Origin of the sequence: Streptomyces sp. NPDC052109 (assembly GCF_040680195.1) — a bacterium.
Lineage (GTDB): Bacteria > Actinomycetota > Actinomycetes > Streptomycetales > Streptomycetaceae > Streptomyces.
In genome coordinates this window covers 179,211-195,757 of the sequence record NZ_JBFAWF010000011.1, presented here as the reverse complement: position 1 = coordinate 195,757, position 16,547 = coordinate 179,211, and the positions used below count along the sequence as shown (strand labels likewise).

Below are 16,547 nucleotides of genomic sequence, written 5' to 3'. Positions count from 1 at the left end.
CGGTGTCACGAGGCGTGCGGCAGGTCGACGGGCGTGGGCACCTGCGGCCCCGCGCCGAGCCTGGCGGCCTGCCGCACCGTGATGCGCTGGATCAGGACGGTCGCCAGGACGGCGGCGAGCAGGTTCAGGGCTTCCGCCGCCACCAGCGGCGGCAACGAGGTGCCGTAGCCCAGGTTCATGGCGGCCAGGTTCAGTGCCGCGTGCCCGACCCAGGCGGCCCACCACACGTTCACGAGGAGGTTCCCGCGGTCCTCGTCCGCGTCGGCGGGGGCGCTCGCGCGATGGACGTCCAGCACGAGCCCGCGCGGCACCCAGAGGTTGACCACGGGGATCAGCCAGGCGAGGACGGCCCAGGCGGCGGAACCGGGCACCCTGCCGGGAGACAGCACTTCGGCGTTGCGCCGGCAGCGGGCGAACCACAGGAGGAACAGCACGACCGTCGCCGTCATCACGTTCACGAAGAGCATCGACACCCGGGCGGACTCGGCGGCCGTGGACGTCGACGGATGCAGCAGGTGAGCGCGGACCTTCAGCGCCCGGACCAACTCGGCACCGGCCGCGGCCGGCACGGCCAACTGAGCGCAACGCGCGAGGAACCAAGGAGCCCTGACGACGGAACCGGTCACGGTGGCAGACCTGTCTGTGGAAGGCGTGCGGCACGGAAGGCAGCACGGCGCGAAGATCGGAGCACCGGATCATAGGGCGGGGCGCACTCGCATGTCAGGGCCCTGACGAGGAAAGATGGGCGGTGAGCGAGCGATCCGACGACGCGGAGGAACGGACTCATGCCGCACGAGCGAGCCGGCCGGCCGGCCGGTCCCGAGGACCTTGTCGACGTGGCCCGGCTGGTCACGGCCTACTACGCACTGCACCCGGACCCGGCCGACCCGGCACAGCGGGTGGCGTTCGGTACCTCAGGGCACCGGGGTTCGTCCCTGGCGACCGCCTTCAACGAGGACCACATCGCCGCCACCAGCCAGGCCATCTGCGAGTACCGCGCGAACCAGGGCACCGACGGCCCCCTCTTCCTGGGCGCCGACACCCACGCCCTGTCCGAGCCCGCGAAGGTCACCGCGCTGGAGGTCTTCGCGGCCAACGGCGTCACCGTGCTCATCGACAGCGCCGACGGCTACACCCCCACCCCCGCCGTCTCCCACGCGATCCTCACCCACAACCGGGACCGCACCTCCGGCCTCGCCGACGGCGTGGTCGTCACTCCCTCCCACAACCCGCCCGCCGACGGCGGCTTCAAGTACAACCCGCCGAGCGGCGGCCCGGCGGCCTCCGACGCCACCTCCTGGATCCAGGACCGGGCCAACGAGATCATCACCGGAGGCCTGAAGGACGTACGCCGGGTGCCCTACGCGCAGGCGCTCGCCGCGGGGACGACCGGGCGGTACGACTTCCTCGGTGCCTACGTCGGCGACCTGCCGAGCGTCCTGGACCTGGACGCCGTCCGCGCGGCCGGCGTGCGCATCGGCGCAGACCCGCTCGGCGGGGCCTCTGTCGCCTACTGGGGACGCATCGCCGAACAGCACGGCATCGACCTCACCGTGGTCAATCCGCACACCGACCCGACCTGGCGGTTCATGACGCTGGACTGGGACGGGCAGATCCGCATGGACTGTTCCTCGCCGTACGCGATGGCCTCCCTCATCGAGCGGCGCGACCGGTTCCGCATCGCCACCGGCAACGACGCCGACGCCGACCGGCACGGCATCGTCACCCCGGACGCCGGCCTGATGAACCCCAACCACTACCTCGCGGTCGCCATCTCCTACCTCTACCGGCACCGCGACCGGTGGCCCGCTGACGCCGGCATCGGCAAGACGCTCGTCTCCTCCACCATGATCGACCGGGTCGCCGCCGGCCTCGGCCGGCAACTGGTCGAGGTGCCGGTCGGGTTCAAGTGGTTCGTGGACGGACTGATCGGCGGCAGCCTCGGGTTCGGCGGCGAGGAGTCGGCCGGCGCCTCCTTCCTGCGCCGAGACGGCTCCGTGTGGACCACGGACAAGGACGGCATCATCCTGGCGCTGCTGGCCTCCGAGATCACGGCCGTCACGGACCGGACCCCGTCGGAGCACTACGCCGGCCTGACCGCCCGCTTCGGCGAACCCTCCTACGCCCGTGTCGACGCGCCCGCGACCCGCGAACAGAAGGCCCTGCTCGGCAAGTTGTCACCGGCTCAGGTCCGCGCGGACACGCTCGCCGGAGAGCCCGTCGCGGCCGTCCTCACCGAGGCGCCCGGCAACGGCGCCGCCATCGGCGGGATCAAGGTCACCACCGAGAACGCCTGGTTCGCGGCCCGCCCGTCGGGCACCGAGGACGTCTACAAGGTCTACGCCGAGTCCTTCCTCGGCGCCGACCACCTTGCCCGGGTGCAGGAGGAGGCCCAGGCCGTGGTGCTGGGCGCGCTGGGCGGCTGACGGATCAGCGGTTCGCCTCCGCGCGGGACGGCGCCGGCGCGGAGGCCCCCCACGAAGCCGCCCCGGCCGGCTCAGCCGCGTCCGCGTCCCTGCTCCAGCCGCTCCAGCACGGCCTGCGCCATGGCTGCCTCTCCCTTGGCGTTGGGGTGCGCGGGGGCGGCGGGGGCGGTGGGCTGGAGCGGTTCGATCCAGCGGTCCGCGGGTGTCTTGCACATGTCGTGGCCGACCGTGGGGCCGTACGTGTCGACGTACTCGGCCCGGTTCACCCCGGCCACCAGGCGCAGCATCAGGTTCAGCCGCTTCTCGGTGTCCCGCAGGTAGGGGAAGTCCTTCTGGGCGAAGGGCACTTGGGGGAAGCAGCCACTGCCGTCCTCGGGCAGCAGGTCCGGGTAGCCGACCACGACCACGCGCGCGTGCGGCGCCCGGGCGTGCACCGCCCTGAGCACCCGGTCGACCTTGGGGGCGGCCTTGGCGATCGCGAGGGCCAGCTCGTCGTACCCGGGCGCCTGGTACGAGCGCTCACAGGGGTTGCCCGTCGGGTCCTGCGCGGCCAGGCGGGCGCAGGTGCTGATGATCGGGCCGAAGCCGACGTCGTTGCCGCCGATCTGCACCGTCACCAGGTCCGTGTCCCGGCGCACGGCGTCGAGCTGGGGCGCGTTGGTGCCCTGCGCCTGCCACATCTCGGCGGTCGTCGCCCCGGCACAGCTGACGTCCTCGAAGGTGGTCACCTGGTGTTGGGCCGCCACCAGCGAGGGGTAATCGTGGTTGGAGCGGGCGCAGTTGGCGTCCACCTGCCGGGGGATGCCGGGGCCCGAGGTGTAGGAGTCACCGAGGGCGACGTAGTCGACGCCGTGACCGTGTACCGCAGAATGCGCGGAGGCCGGCGCCGTGGCGGCGGCGACAAGAACGCAACCGCCCAGTGCCGCCCCGAGTACGGCGGCTCCCCGCCGGCCTCTCGCCCCGCCCACCGCACCTGTGCCGTTCGCCATGGATCCTCCCCCTGAGGCCGGTTCGTCGCACGGTGCCCGCACCCGGGGGCGGCTCTCGCGCGTTCGACTGGGTCTGTATACCGTCCGGTAGGTCCCGGCGACCAGAAGCGGGAAGCAACGAGTTCGGGGGAGTGAGCGGGCACGTGCGCCGGGACACGGCCCCGTTCGGTGGAGCCGTGCCCCGGTGTGCCTGCCGTCAGATCCCGGACGCCGGTTACGCGGGGCCTGCCGCCTGGAGCAGGGAGTCGTCCTCGGGGCGGGCTCCGGACAGTCGGTGGCGTGCCGCGATGAGGGCCATGTCGACGTCCTTGGTGCCGGTGGCCACGCACAGCGTGTAGGAGACGTCCGCCAGCCGCTGCCGTGCCTGCGGAGTGCTCTCCTCGGCCCCGAGCACCGTGAGGGCCTCGTACTGGGAGATGAGGTCCTCAAGAACCGCAGGGTGTGCCATCAGCATGCTTTCCGCCTCCCTGATGTGTCGCGTGTCGTATCGCCTGGCGTGTCGCCGACGGGGCAAGTCGCAGCGCGAATACCCGCATCGCCGATCCCCATGCCCCCGGCGATCTCGACGTGACCCGCGTCGCTGCCGGCCACGCGTGACCCGTGCCCCGCCGCTGCCCATGGCCCGCGCACCCGGAGCAGCATCGCGGTGCCGGCCTCTGGGCAGCACGGGTGCCGGCCCCCCGGCGGCGCGCGACGCCACCGCCGTTGGCGCCGCTCGTGCCGTGCCCTGAGGTTTCCCCGGCCCGGTCGCCTGCGACGAAGCAGCGGAACCGGTACAGGAGACGATCACGGGTTGCGGACACAAGACGTCCTGGCTCTCGGAGCGCGGTGTCCCGGTGGCGGCGGTCGCCGACGCGCCCGTACTGTGCGGACGGCGCCGGGCCGGCCGGCGCGAAGGCACCGAGGCGGACCGGCGTGCGGGCGTCCACGTCGCCTGATCCATCGACGGCCGGGCCCTCGCCACGGTCGGTGTCGACCTCACGCCTGCCGCGGGCTTTGACGCCCGGCCTTCCCGGACTGGCTGCTCGCCCTCGCCGCCCGCCTCGGCCAACTGCACTTCTCCGGCACGGACCGCATCGCCGAGTGCGACGCCTGGCCAAGGTCGAGCAGGTCCGGCTCGTACGGGCCGGCTGCTCCCGCGGCGCACACGGCGACGTGCCCTCCAGGTAGGTCAAACCGCCGCCCCGGGCGGGCCCGCCGCCGGCCGGCACGGGAGACACGGCGGCTGGGTGCGGGCACGGTCGTGCTCATCCCGGGCGGCCACCCGGCGCCGGGGTACGCCGGTTCGCCGACCTGACCGCCGCCTTCGAGGGCCACTGGTCCACCTGCGTGTCGGCGTTCACCGGGCCGGTCCGGCGGCATCCGCCGGTCCGGTTCTGCCGTCTGGTGGGCGGCGTCCCCGGGGCATTCGTTCCGCTCGCCGTAGGGTCCCCCGCCGCACGAACGCGGTGCCGGGGTCTGCGGCCCGGTGACGAGACGAACCGCCCGACCCGCCGTGGGAGTTGACCCGACGCGGGCCGCACCGGGTGTTTGACCTGCGGGAACGTTGTGCGAAGCTGCGGGGGTCAGCATCCGTACCACGGAGGAGAACCGCAGGCATGGCCGTCATCCACGACACCACGCTCAAGCCCACGAAGCTCGAACTGCTCACCGAATGGCTGCCCTCGCGCCCTTGGTACCGCGGTGGCCCGGAGGCCCCGGTGCTGACCAGGTCCGGCGGCTTCCGGCTGGACGACCCGGAGGGTGAGGTCGGCATCGAGTTCATGGTGGCCACGGACACCTCCACCCCGGAACCGACCGCCTATCTCGTGCCGTTGACCTATCGCGGCGCTCCCCTGGAGGCGGCGGAGCACGCGCTCGTCGGCACGATGGAGCACGGCGTGCTGGGCAGGCGCTGGGTGTACGACGGCGCCCACGACCCGGTGCTGGTCGCAGAGTTGCTCTCGCTGATCGAGGGCCGGGTGCCGGCACACTCCCAGAGCATCGACGGCGCCCTCGACCCCGAGGTGATCCGCTCCTGCACCACCGCCACCTTCACCCTGGACGGGTTCGCCCCCGAACCGGCCGACGACCAGGAGGGCACCCGGGTTCCCGTGCCGCGCGGCATGGTGCTGCACCTGCACCGGATCCTGAACCCCGTCCCCGAGAACCCGCCGTTGTGCCCCGAGGGAGCGTACGGACATGTGGCGCGCGGCTGGCAGGACCCACAGGGTGCCCCGCTGACGGCGGTCTTCGTGACGCTGCGCTCCGCCTGACCGGCAGCCGGTTCCGCACGCTCATCCATCTGGCATGGTCCGGTCAAATCTGTCACTCTTTCGGCAGCCCACGCCCCGACCCCATGAGGGCGTGGCGCAGCTCTCGGTACAGCGATCGCGCAAGCCCTGTCAGCGGCCGCCCCGGCGTACCCCAGCCGGCCGACGGCCACCGAGCAGGCCGGGAATCCCGGCCGCCGCAAAGGAGTAGCGTGTGAGATCGACCCCCCACAAGGCCCTCGGCGCCGGTGCGCTCACCGTCGCCGCGGTGGCCGCCCTCGTGCTCCCCGGCACGCCCGCCGCGGCCCGGCAGGCCACAGTACCCGCCGCCTGCACTCCGGCCCAGGTCGTCGCCAACGGCGGCTTCGAGAGCGGGACTTCGCCCTGGTCGACGTCCTCCTCCACCGTCATCACCAGCCGCTCGGGCCAGACCGCCCACGGCGGCAGCTCCTACGCCTGGCTCGACGGAGTCGGCGGCACCCATACCGACACCCTCAGCCAGAGCGTCACGATCCCCGCCGGGTGCGACGCGGCCACCCTGACCTTCTGGCTGCACATCGACACCGCCGAGACGACCTCGTCCGTCGCGTACGACAAACTGACCGCCAAGATCGGCGGCACGACCCTGGCCACCTATTCGAACCTCGACAAGGCGACCGGCTACGTGCGGAAGTCGATCGACGTGTCGGCGTACGCGGGCCAGACCGTCAGTCTCTCCTTCACCGGCACCGAGGACTCCAGCCTCCAGACCAGCTTCGTCCTCGACGACATCGCGCTCGACACCTCCGGTGGCACCGCGCCGCCGCCGGCCGACTCCACCCGGACCCCGGCCGCGCCCTCGTACACCGTGAACCTCAGCAGCGACGCGAGCGGCACCGTCTGGACCGGGCACGAGGGCGTGACCTTCACCAACGCCTCCGCCACCGCGCTGAACGAGGTCTACCTGCGCCTGTGGGACAACTACCACGGCACCTGCGACGCCATGCCGATCCGCGTCAGCAACGTCACCGGCGGCACCGCGGGCACGCCCACCGTGGACTGCACCGCGCTGAAGATCGACCTGCCGGCCCCGCTCGCCCAGGGCCAGAGCGCCACCCTCGGCTTCGACCTCGGCATCACCGTGCCCAGCGGCGCCGACCGCTTCGGTCACGACGGGGCCTACAGCTTCATCGGCAACGCCCTGCCCGTCCTCGCGGTCCGCGACAGCGCCGGCTGGCACCTCGATCCGTACACGAACAACGGCGAGTCGTTCTACTCCCTGGCCGCCGACTTCAAGGTGACCCTCGACCACCCCAGCGGCCTGCTGGTCCCGGCCACGGGAACCTCCACCGACACGCCCGGCTCCAGCGGTCGTACGGTGACCACTGCGACCGCGTCCAAGGTCCGTGACTTCGCCTGGGCCGCAGGGCCCTTCACCAAGATCTCCGGCACCTCCCCGGCCGGTGTCGCGGTGAACGTCTACTCCGTCTCGGGCATCAGCTCCTCCAGCGCCCAGTCCATGCTCAGCACCGCCAAGTCCGCCGTGGACGCCCACGCCGCCCGCTTCGGTGCCTATCCCTACGGCGAGCTGGACGCCGTGCTCGACGACAACTACTGGTTCGGCGGAATGGAGTATCCCGGGTTCGTCCTGGACGTGGTCAGTTCCACGGCCCTCACCCACGAGATCGGCCACCAGTGGTGGTACGGCATCGTCGGCGACGACGAGTACAACAGCCCCTGGCTGGACGAGGCGTTCACCGACTACGCCACCGACCTCGCCCTCGGCAAGACCGGCACCAACTGCTGGAACAGCGTCTCCTGGGCCTCCGGCGCCGAGAAGATCACCAACTCCATGGCCTACTGGGACGCGCACTCCTCCCGCTACTCCACCGTCGTCTACGGCTACGGCAAGTGCGCCCTGCACGACCTGCGGCGCGTCCTCGGCGACACCGCCATGGCCAAGCTGCTGAAGGACTACGCGACGGCGCACTGGTACGGCGTGTCGTCCACGGCCGAGTTCAAGGCCGCCGCCCAGGCCGCCACGAGCACCGACCTCACCTCCTTCTGGACCCAGCACCGTATCGACGGCTGACCGCGGGCCGGTCCTGGGAGGCGGCCCCGCGCCTGCTCCCACGACCGGCCGGTACGCCACCCGGCGGCCACCCGTACGGACCAAACCCGGCCCCCGATGGTGTCGTTGGGCGGTACCCGGGGTGCGGTGCGGCCCGAGCACGGGTCAGATGGGTTCTGTGCGAAGCTCCGTATCCCTCCCTCGCGGCCGCTCAGGCCTGGCTCTCACGGGTGCCCTGACCGGCCTCCTCCTCTCCCTGTCCAGCCCCGCGGCGCATCCCGCCTCGGGGTCGGACACACTTCCGCGTGGCAGCGCGTACATGGGCATCGGTGTCCTCGCCCACGACGGACGCGCCGTCGACGCCGACGCCCCGCCCAACGACCCCCGCGCGACCCAGACGGAAGGCGTCGACGTCTCCAGCTACCAGGGCGACGTCAAGTGGCCGACCCTGTGGGGTGAGGGCGTCAGATGGGCGTACACGAAGGCCACCGAGGGGACCAACTACACCAATCCCTACTTCACCCAGCAGTACAGCGGCCCGTACAACGTGGGCATGATCCGCGGCGCCTACCACTTCGCGACCCCGGACACAGCCGGCGGTGCCGCTCAGGCCGACTACTTCGTGCGTCACGGCGGCGGCTGGTCCAAGGACGGCAAGACCCTGCCCGGGGTGCTCGACATCGAGTGGAATCCGTACGGCGACAGCTGCTACGGCAAGTCCCGGAGCGCCATGGTCAGCTGGATCCGGGCCTTCGTGAACCGATACAAGTCCCGCACCGGCCGCGACGCCGTCATCTACACGGCGACCAACTGGTGGACCCAGTGCACCGGCAACTACTCCGGCTTCGGCGGCAATCCGCTGTGGATCGCCCGTTACGCCTCGACCGCCGGGACACTGCCGTCGGGCTGGTCGTACCACACGATGTGGCAGTACACCTCCACCGGGAAAACCGTCGGGGACCACGACCGCTTCAACGGGGCCCTGGACCGCCTGAAGGCCTTCGCGACGGGCTGACCCGGCCGACGGGTTCCCGGCAGAAAGGGTGGTGGCCGACTGCCGGGTGACCCTCTCCCTCTTCACACGGAACCGTCGCGGGCGCTCGACGCCGAGGGACCCTCGTCTTCGCCCCGGCCCGGACCTCATCGTGTCGAACTCGTACGTGGAGGCGGGCACCGTCGTCCGTCTCCCGGACCGTGCCTGGCTCAACCTCCATGAGCCATGAACGGTCCGCCGCCTGCTCGCCGCCCGGTCTGCGGTCCCGGCCCGCCGGAGCGGAGGCCGAGGTGGACGGCCGGCCCCGCTTCGCCGCCGTGGTGGATCACCAAGGGGCCACCAACGTCGTCACGCCGTCCCGTACACGTGCTAGGGATGGTGCGAGAGGAGCATGCGAAGGGCGAGTGCCGTCATCACGGCGCTGGACGCCAAGGCCGTGGCGAGCCGTCCGCGGCTGCCGGTCAGGAGCCGGCCGAGCAGGGCTCCGCCGCCGGCCAGCAGCAACTGCCAACTGGCGGACGCGGCGAAGGCGGCCAGGACGAACACGGCCCGTTCGAGCGGAGGGGGATCCGTCGAGGCCCGGCTGCCGAACACAAGGGCCGCGAAGTAGACCACGGTGAGGGGATTCATCATCGTGACGCCCCACAGCGCCAGGAAGGCCCGGCCGGGGCGGAGCGGGGCCCCCTCGGTCCGTGAGGCCGCCCGCGGTGCGCGGTGGTCGGCGATCGCCGTCGCCGTGCCGCGGACCGCCAGCACGACGAGCACCGCGGCGGCGACCCAGCGCAGGGGGTGCGTGACCGGCTCTACGGCGTGCGTCAGCGCGGCACCCCCGAGCACGGCGACCAGAGCGTAGACACCGTCGGCCGCCGCGACCCCGAGCGCGGCGCAGGCACCGGTCTTCCACGAGGTCCGAGCGGTCAAGGCCACGAGATAGGTCCCGACGGCGCCCACGGGCACGGCGATGCCGTACCCCGCGAGGAGCCCCGCGACCACGGCCGCGGTCACGCGTGCACGGGCGTCGGCCTCCGCGATCGGCCGGACTGCTGCCGGTCGCGCACCGATCGGTCGGCGGCGGTCGACGGCAGCAAGGAGATCAGCGAGGTCATGGGCCGATCGTGACGGCAGCGCGGTTGCCCTGACAACTCCTTTTCAGCGACCGCATCCGCACCCCAGGGTCCGGACCGGGACCGCGACGGCTGTCAGGACAGCCCTGACGGTCTGGCTCACGACGGTCACGATCGCCCGGGGGCGGGCCGCGACCACGGCCGCCACGCGGGCGAGGACGGCGACTCCCGCACCGGCGGCCAGATGTCCCCACAAGACTCGGCCTCGAGGCCCTGGCCGTGTCCGGACCGACCCCGGAGAGAAATCACAGCCCGAAGTCGACCACCAGCGCCCTGAGTTCGAGGTACACGGGGCCGCACCCGGCGGTGTCGGCACCGGTGTGGGCGACGGGCGAGACATGGATACGGTCCGACCCGACGGAGCGTCCGCGAGGCACGGGAACTCCTTGGAAGCGGGGGTGCCGACGGCTCAGCGCACCCCGCGGATCGGCAGGATGGCGAGCGCGCCGAGCAACGACAGCGCGCCGCCGAACAGGAACAGGGGGGTGTAGCCGCCGAGCGCGGTGACCACGGCCGAGGCGACGAACGGCGCCACGATCTGAGGGCCGGCGTTGGCGATGTTCAGCACGCCCAGATCGCGTGCGGCGTCCTCGGCACGGGGGAGCACGAGCGTGACGACGGCGGTGTCCACGGCCATGAAGCAGCCGAACGCCAGTCCGTCGAGCGTGCTGAAGACGAGCATGCCCGGCCACGTCGGCGCGAGCACCGGCACCGCCATGGCGACACCGGCGAGCGCGGCCGAGACACCGACGAACACCTTGCGCCGGTTCCAGCGGTCCGACAGCAGGCCGCCGACCAGTGTGGAGACGGCCATCGCCGCCATCGACACCGGAGTGAGGACGGCCATGGCGTCCGCCGCGGTCAGCCCCTTCGGCAGCGAGATGTGGTCTTCCAGGATGTAGAGCTGGTAGCCGACGACGGAGAAGTAGCCCAGCACCATCAGGGCGCGGCCGATGAAGGCCCAGCGGAAGTCACGGCTGCTCAGGGCTGACAGGAAGACCGACGCGCGTCGGCGCCAGGGCAGGGCCGGTGCCGGTGCGGCGTCCCGGTCACGCGGGACGTCTCGGCACAGCGCCGTCAGCAAGGTCGCCGCCGCTGCCGCCACGAGCCCCAACGCCAGGCAACCCACGCGGAGATGGCCGGTGGTTCTGGAGGCGATGACGACACCCAGGGTGCCGCCGACCGGCAGGGCGAGCCCCACCAGGGCGGAGGCCGTGCCACGGCGGGCCGGCGGGATCCGGTCGGGCACGATGGCGGTGACGGCGGCCTGATAGACGTTCATGGTCGCCTGGACCAGGCACCATCCGATGCCCACCAGCAGGGCCGTGCGCACGCTGCCCAGGAACGCGAGACCGGCCAGCGAGGCGAGCGCACCGCCGAGCACCCAGGGGTTGCGGCGTCCGGAACGGTCGGAGAGCGCGCCGGCGACCGGATTGCAGGCGGTCGCGAACACCGAGCTGACCCCGGCGACCAGGCCCAGCAGCGCCACCTTGTGGTGGGGGTCGATCGCGGCGACCTGGGTGGGCAGCAGCACGGAGCCCACCCCCATGTAGAGGGCGTACATCGAGGCGTTGGCCACGAGCAGCAGCGCCATCAGCCCCCGCTGCCGGGAGTCGGGTGCGGTCGGCACGGTGGTGGGCCGGAGATCGTCGGTCGGCAGGGGCATGGCGACTCCTGGGAGGAAGAAGAAGGGGGAGCGACAGAGGGCGAGCCGGGTGGGGGAGGGGCACGGCTGCGGAGAGGCGATCCGCGGTGTCCGGATCGGGGGCTGCCGCGGTCGCTTACACGAGTAACCGGATCGGTGGGTCTTTGTGTAGCACCCGGCCGACGGGGTTGAACAGACTCCTGCTTCAGGGAAGTCGCTTCGTTGCTGACTCGTGTCATCGGCGCCCGGCGCACGCACGTCGGCTCTTGATTTGACGCGTGTAACGTGGGCACGGGAGCACAGGTCCGGGGAGTGGAAGGGAACCATGGCGAGGAGAGCGGCCGCGGCTGTCACCAGTGCCGATGTCGCGCGGCTGGCGGGCGTCTCGCGGGCCACCGTCTCCTTCGTGCTGAACAACACCCAGGCGCACCGGGTGAGCGACGCGACCCGCACGAAGGTGCTCGCCGCCGCGGACGCGCTCGGCTATGTCCCGCACGCCGCGGCCCGTTCGCTGCGCGCGGGCCGCAACAACCTGGTGCTGATCCCGGCGGCCGTGTCCGCCATCGGCCGCCTGGTCAGCGGCTGGATCGACGACCTGCACTCGGAGCTGGAACGGTACGGCTACACGGCCGTCCTGCACGCCGGCCGGTTCGCCGATCCCGGCTCCGCTGCCCGGGCCTGGGCCGAACTGCGCCCCGGCGCGGTTCTGGCGCTGGACGGCACGAGCCTCGGCGCGGCCGGCGTGGACGTGCTGCGGCGGGCCGGTGTCCAGGCGCTGATGGCCCTCGCGCCCAGGCCGATCGAGGGGGTGTGCACAGTGGTCTTCGACGACCGGCGGGTGGGTGTGCTCGCGGTCGACCACCTCGTCGCGCAGGGGCGCCGGCGCATCGGTGTCGTCATGCCCCGCGAGCGCGGCCTGTCCGCCTTCGCGGAGCCCCGCCTGGCCGGCGCGCTGAGCGTGGCCGCCCGGACGACGGCCACGGTGACCCCGGTGGACATGGAGTACACGTACGCGTCCGCCGCCGAGCTGGCGAGCGGCTGGACGGCACGCGGTCTGGACGGCGTCTTCGCCTACAACGACGAGTACGCGGCGCTGCTACTGGCCGTGCTGCGGGACGCGGGCGTCGACGTGCCCGACGACATCGCCGTCGTCGGCTGCGACGACCTGGTCACGGCGGCCCTGCAGCGCCCCGCGCTGACGACGATCCGGCTGGACATGCCCTCCGCCGCGCAGGTGGCCGCGGCCCTGCACGATCTGATCGAGACCGGGACCGCGGCTCCGCTGCCGGCGGTGCAACCCGTGCTCGTACGCCGGGAGTCCGCCTGACGGCAACTGCCGGAAGGGGCTCGACAGGGGCGCCGGGACGCCGCCCGGCTCCGGGCGGGCGGCGGCACGCGGGCGGCCCTCTGCCCTGCGGTGGTGATCCGTGCCGGACGGCCGCCGCCTTCCGCCCCGCCGCCGGTCAGGAGGTCAGATGCCCCCGCAGGAAGTCCACGCCGTGCGCCACGATCGCGGGTACCTCCGCCGAGCCGAGGAAGATGTGGTCGGCCCCCTCGACCGGCCGCAGTGTGACCTCACCGCCCGCTTCGGTGAGTGCCCGGGCCAGCGTCTCGCTCTGGCTGTAGGGGACGACCTGGTCCTCGCGGCCGTGGACCAGCAGGAACGGGGGCGCGCCGCCGTCCACCGCGTAGGTCACGGGGCTCGCGACACGCGCCCGCTCCGGGCGTTCGGCCTCCGGTCCGCCGAGCAGTGTCTCGATCGGGTTCGGGTACGACGGCTCGCCGGGCAGGGGCGGCAGGGGCTGACCGAGGATCGCTGCGATGTCGGACACGCCGTACCAGTCGACGACGGCCAGCACCCCGCTGTCCTCCTCCCGTACGCCCTCAGTCCCTTCGAGGCCGGGGCCGTGGGTGTCTGCGCGTACCAGGCCGGCCAGGGCGGCGAGGTGACCGCCGGCCGACTCGCCCCAGGCGCCGATCCGTTCACGGTCGATGCCGAGGGCGCCGGCGTGGTGCCGGACGTACCGGATCGCCGCCTTGACGTCGTGCAGCTGGGCGGGGAACGGCGCCTCGAGGCTGTGCCGGTAGTCGATGCTGACCAGGGCCAGGCCTGCGCCGAGCAGCGCTCCGTGCAACAGCTCCACCGGCACGGTCGGCGGCGGATAGCGGCGGTCGCCCTCGAGCCATCCGCCGCCGTGGATCCACACCACGGCCGGCACGGGGCCTTCGGCGGGCGGTACGTGCACGTCCAGCAGGCGCGGCCGGTACCCGGGCGAAGTGGCGTAGGTCAGCCCGTGGAAGCGACGCACGCCGTCGGTGCCGGTCACGGCGGGGGTGGGGGCGTGGAACGGGGGCGGCGGCCAGTCCGTCTCGGTCCGGGCGGGCGCTGTCGAGGTCATGGCGAGGCCTTCCGTCGTCGGCCGGGGCGTTGATCCGGCGGCGCGATACCGTCGGCGCAGCGAGATGTTACACGTGTAACTACCTGCTGGCGAGGTCTTGCCGACGGCGGCGCGCTCCGTGTCGGGCCGCGCGGTCCCCCCCGGCGTCCTCGAGCCCGCCCACGACACCGGCGGTGACGCCTTCGACCACTTCCTCACCATCACCGCCCTGCACACCGTCGTGCTCGATGGGGCACCATCTGGCCGCCGGACTGACCAGCGCGGGTGGCACCTGCCGCCTGCCGCAACGCCCGGCGCACCGATGCCGACCTGCACTCGCCCGTGGACGGCGTGGACGAGGCGCAGAGGCTGCCCTTCACCCGCTTCCTCATCGCCGACGCGGCCGCCGAGGTGCCGCGCGGTCCCGCTCGGGCTCACGGAGTTCCGGCGTCGGCTCGGCCCCGCGGCCCGCCTCGGTGACCGTCGGCGGCACGAGCGACTCGAGCGCGCGGGCCGTCTCCGAGCCGGGTTCGGCGTGATAGACGGCGAGGATCTGGCCGCCGGAGTCACTGATCGGCAGTTTCTCCCGGCGCAGTTCCAGCATGCCGAGCCGCGGGTGGCGCAGCCGCATCGATCCGCCGGCCAGCGCGGTGACGTCGTGCCGGGCCCACAGCCGCCGGAACGTGTCGCTGGCCAGCGAGAGTTCACCGACCAGCTGGACGATGCGCGGATCGTCCACGTCGCCGCCCACGGACGCGCGGAACCCGGCGACCATGCCTCTGACCGCCTGTTCCCAGTCCGGGTAGAGCTCCCTCTCCTCGGGGTCGAGAAACAGCGTGCGCAGCCGGTTGACGCCGGGCCGGATGGTGGGGGACACGGCGGTCGCCAGCCGGTTCGCGGCGAGCACGTCGAACATCCGGCTCTCCACGAACGCCGGCAGGTTGATCGCGTCGAGCAGCTGCCGGATTCCCGCCGGCACCACCTCGCGGCGCCGCCTGGACGCCGCCGGGCGGGCGGTGGACAGGCTCAACAGGTGCTCGGTGGCTGCCGCGTCCAGCCGGAACACCCGCGCCAGGGCCTCCAGCACCTGTGGGGACGGGTTGCGGTCGCGGCCCTGCTCCAGGCGGAGGTAGTAGTCGGCGCTGATCCCCGCCAGCGTGGCGACCTCCTCACGGCGCAGCCCGGGGGTACGGCGTACGCCCACGACCGTCAGCCCCGCGTCCGCCGGGTCGGTCAGCTCACGGCGCGCCCGGAGGTACTCCCCGAGCGCGTTCGGCCTGCTCATGTCCCCGATCCTAGGAGCCCCGCGAGCCCCTTGCCTGGTCCTGTCACTCCCAGGATGCGCGGGGTGCGGGCAGAGCGAGTGGTCCGGCAGGCGGGCCACCGGCCGGTCGGGGGCGCGGCCGTGGGTCTGTGCCGTCAGGCCCCCGAGACGACCAGCTGGTCGGCCAGCCGGTGCGCCTGGGCGAGCAGGGCGCCGTAGGTGGCGACCTCGTCGGGGTCGTCCCTCGTGGAGCGGACCAGGTCCCGGCGCAGCTCGTCCAGCGTCGCGCGCAACCGCGCCACCGCCGCGCGCAGCTCGTCGCCGCGGTCGTCGCCGAACCGGCTGTGGCTGTAGAGACGTAGCGCGTGCGCGGTGCGGTGCAGGAACTCGGCGTAGCGACGGGCGAGTTCGGGATGTGGTCGAGGCGCCGCGCGGTCCTCCGCGGCGGCTTCCAGCACCGTGCGGGTCACGCCCGCCGTGTGCACGGCCGCGTAGTCCAGCACCACGACCGCGTCGTCGTACCCCTCGCCGGGCGGTGGCACGGCACCGGTGCGGCGGCGCCGCAGGTTGCCGCGCAGGCTCTCCCGGCTCCACGCGACCGACGAACGGGCCTGCTCCACCAGCCGGTGCAGCCGCAGGGCCCGCTCGTGCCGGGCACCGGCCTCCTCGGCGTCCCAGCGTCCCTCGGCCAGCCCCTCCGCCACGGCCCGCAGGATGTCGTGGGCCTCCTGGGTCGCGTCCCTCAGCACGGCCCGGCTGTCCCGCACGTACAGCGGCGGCCTGACCAGCGCGTTGACGGCGATACCGACCGCGGCTCCGAAGAAGGCCTCCGCGAGCCGGGCCGCGGAGGTGGTCACCGTGACGGAACCGCCGGTCAGGACGAACAGGGCGCCGGTGGCCGCGTAGATGCCCTGGCTGCCCAGCCGCCGCCACTGTCCGAGCAGCATCGCGAGCGGCAGCACGACGGCCATCGCGGCCACCGTGCTGTGGACGGCCGGCGCGACCGCGGTGGCCACGATCGTGCCGGCCGCCACGGCCGCGAGCTGCTGCAGCCCGTGCGCGATGGACCGGTACACGGTCGACTCCACCAGGACCACCGCCACCCACGGGGCGACGAACGCCACCGGTGCATGCAGCCACCAGCCCGCCAGGGCCCAGGCCACCCACGCGGCCAGCGCCGCCTTCAGCGCCTGGACGGCCAGATCACGCTCCCGGCACGGTCCCGCCCAGGCCCGTGCCGCCCCGTGTGCCGCGGCCGTCACCTCACGCCACAGCGCTCGCCACGCCACTCGCATGCCCCGCACGGCGCCCCGGATGCCCTCCGGGACACCTCCCCACGCCGACCGCCGACCTCGCATAGCGTCCCGGGTGACCAGCGCCGCGCGCCCTACGCCTCGCCTTCGCGCCTCCCCCGGCAGCAGACGA

At 73.0% G+C, this 16,547-nt stretch carries 14 protein-coding genes and 1 pseudogene; 6 read left to right on the top strand and 9 right to left on the bottom strand.

The features are described from left to right. Positions 1 to 5 precede the first annotated feature (5 nt). A complete protein-coding gene (locus AB0L59_RS23265; RefSeq protein ID WP_365586712.1) occupies positions 6 to 626 on the bottom strand; it encodes a DUF4328 domain-containing protein in 621 nt (206 codons plus the stop codon). Between the two features lie 159 nt (positions 627 to 785). Here AB0L59_RS23265 and pgm point away from each other — a divergent pair, with 159 nt between their 5' ends. Continuing rightward, the gene (gene pgm / locus AB0L59_RS23260) at positions 786 to 2,426 is read left to right on the top strand and encodes a phosphoglucomutase (alpha-D-glucose-1,6-bisphosphate-dependent) (RefSeq protein WP_365586709.1); all 1,641 of its coding nucleotides are present in this window, start codon (positions 786 to 788) and stop codon (positions 2,424 to 2,426) included. A 71-nt stretch (positions 2,427 to 2,497) separates the two neighbouring features. On the opposite strand, the gene AB0L59_RS23255 is transcribed toward pgm, so the two are convergent. After that, positions 2,498 to 3,415, bottom strand: coding sequence for an SGNH/GDSL hydrolase family protein (locus AB0L59_RS23255; protein ID WP_365586708.1), 918 nt, complete (start codon positions 3,413 to 3,415; stop codon positions 2,498 to 2,500). A gap of 214 nt (positions 3,416 to 3,629) precedes the next feature. Continuing rightward, positions 3,630 to 3,869: a DUF5133 domain-containing protein gene (locus AB0L59_RS23250; RefSeq protein ID WP_365586705.1), complete on the bottom strand. Its 240-nt coding sequence runs from the start codon at positions 3,867 to 3,869 to the stop codon at positions 3,630 to 3,632. 765 nt (positions 3,870 to 4,634) lie between these two features. On the opposite strand from AB0L59_RS23250, the pseudogene AB0L59_RS23245 reads away from it, so the two are divergent. The 4 genes and pseudogenes from AB0L59_RS23245 to AB0L59_RS23230 all read left to right on the top strand — a co-directional run. Next, positions 4,635 to 4,949 (top strand): annotated as a pseudogene (locus AB0L59_RS23245) (hypothetical protein); the annotation flags it as partial. 64 nt (positions 4,950 to 5,013) lie between these two features. Further along, positions 5,014 to 5,670, top strand: coding sequence for a 1,4-alpha-glucan branching protein (locus AB0L59_RS23240; RefSeq protein ID WP_365586702.1), 657 nt, complete (start codon positions 5,014 to 5,016; stop codon positions 5,668 to 5,670). Positions 5,671 to 5,881: 211 nt separating this feature from the next. Beyond that, the gene (locus AB0L59_RS23235; RefSeq protein ID WP_365586699.1) at positions 5,882 to 7,738 is read left to right on the top strand and encodes a M1 family aminopeptidase; all 1,857 of its coding nucleotides are present in this window, start codon (positions 5,882 to 5,884) and stop codon (positions 7,736 to 7,738) included. Positions 7,739 to 7,886: 148 nt separating this feature from the next. Then, positions 7,887 to 8,732, top strand: a complete 846-nt coding sequence (locus tag AB0L59_RS23230; protein ID WP_365586697.1) for a lysozyme — start codon at positions 7,887 to 7,889, stop codon at positions 8,730 to 8,732. A 348-nt stretch (positions 8,733 to 9,080) separates the two neighbouring features. On the opposite strand, the gene AB0L59_RS23225 is transcribed toward AB0L59_RS23230, so the two are convergent. The 3 genes from AB0L59_RS23225 to AB0L59_RS23215 form a co-directional block, all read right to left on the bottom strand. Next, a complete protein-coding gene (locus AB0L59_RS23225; RefSeq protein ID WP_365586696.1) occupies positions 9,081 to 9,716 on the bottom strand; it encodes a LysE family transporter in 636 nt (211 codons plus the stop codon). 364 nt (positions 9,717 to 10,080) lie between these two features. Continuing rightward, positions 10,081 to 10,212, bottom strand: coding sequence for a hypothetical protein (locus AB0L59_RS23220; RefSeq protein ID WP_365586694.1), 132 nt, complete (start codon positions 10,210 to 10,212; stop codon positions 10,081 to 10,083). A gap of 32 nt (positions 10,213 to 10,244) precedes the next feature. Further along, complete coding sequence (locus AB0L59_RS23215; protein ID WP_365586691.1) at positions 10,245 to 11,501, bottom strand: MFS transporter; 1,257 nt, start codon at positions 11,499 to 11,501, stop codon at positions 10,245 to 10,247. A gap of 304 nt (positions 11,502 to 11,805) precedes the next feature. Here AB0L59_RS23215 and AB0L59_RS23210 point away from each other — a divergent pair, with 304 nt between their 5' ends. Further along, positions 11,806 to 12,807 carry a LacI family DNA-binding transcriptional regulator gene (locus tag AB0L59_RS23210; RefSeq protein WP_365586689.1) on the top strand — a complete coding sequence of 334 codons (1,002 nt, stop codon included), beginning with the start codon at positions 11,806 to 11,808 and terminating at the stop codon, positions 12,805 to 12,807. A 136-nt stretch (positions 12,808 to 12,943) separates the two neighbouring features. On the opposite strand, the gene AB0L59_RS23205 is transcribed toward AB0L59_RS23210, so the two are convergent. The 3 genes from AB0L59_RS23205 to AB0L59_RS23195 form a co-directional block, all read right to left on the bottom strand. Continuing rightward, a complete protein-coding gene (locus tag AB0L59_RS23205; RefSeq protein ID WP_365586686.1) occupies positions 12,944 to 13,879 on the bottom strand; it encodes an alpha/beta hydrolase in 936 nt (311 codons plus the stop codon). A gap of 367 nt (positions 13,880 to 14,246) precedes the next feature. Beyond that, positions 14,247 to 15,143, bottom strand: a complete 897-nt coding sequence (locus tag AB0L59_RS23200; RefSeq protein ID WP_365586683.1) for a helix-turn-helix transcriptional regulator — start codon at positions 15,141 to 15,143, stop codon at positions 14,247 to 14,249. 134 nt (positions 15,144 to 15,277) lie between these two features. Further along, positions 15,278 to 16,417: an aromatic acid exporter family protein gene (locus AB0L59_RS23195; RefSeq protein WP_365586681.1), complete on the bottom strand. Its 1,140-nt coding sequence runs from the start codon at positions 16,415 to 16,417 to the stop codon at positions 15,278 to 15,280. Positions 16,418 to 16,547: the final 130 nt, after the last annotated feature.

Bases quoted from the DNA above. Each gene is read 5' to 3' on its own strand.
- AB0L59_RS23195 (WP_365586681.1), bottom strand. From the start codon at position 16,417: ATGCGAGTGGCGTGGCGAGCGCTGTGGCGTGAGGTGACGGCCGCGGCA.
- pgm (WP_365586709.1), top strand. From the start codon at position 786: ATGCCGCACGAGCGAGCCGGCCGGCCGGCCGGTCCCGAGGACCTTGTC.
- AB0L59_RS23250 (WP_365586705.1), bottom strand. From the start codon at position 3,869: ATGCTGATGGCACACCCTGCGGTTCTTGAGGACCTCATCTCCCAGTAC.
- AB0L59_RS23240 (WP_365586702.1), top strand. From the start codon at position 5,014: ATGGCCGTCATCCACGACACCACGCTCAAGCCCACGAAGCTCGAACTG.
- AB0L59_RS23210 (WP_365586689.1), top strand. From the start codon at position 11,806: ATGGCGAGGAGAGCGGCCGCGGCTGTCACCAGTGCCGATGTCGCGCGG.
- AB0L59_RS23230 (WP_365586697.1), top strand. From the start codon at position 7,887: ATGGGTTCTGTGCGAAGCTCCGTATCCCTCCCTCGCGGCCGCTCAGGC.
- AB0L59_RS23200 (WP_365586683.1), bottom strand. From the start codon at position 15,143: ATGAGCAGGCCGAACGCGCTCGGGGAGTACCTCCGGGCGCGCCGTGAG.
- AB0L59_RS23205 (WP_365586686.1), bottom strand. From the start codon at position 13,879: ATGACCTCGACAGCGCCCGCCCGGACCGAGACGGACTGGCCGCCGCCC.
- AB0L59_RS23215 (WP_365586691.1), bottom strand. From the start codon at position 11,501: ATGCCCCTGCCGACCGACGATCTCCGGCCCACCACCGTGCCGACCGCA.
- AB0L59_RS23255 (WP_365586708.1), bottom strand. From the start codon at position 3,415: ATGGCGAACGGCACAGGTGCGGTGGGCGGGGCGAGAGGCCGGCGGGGA.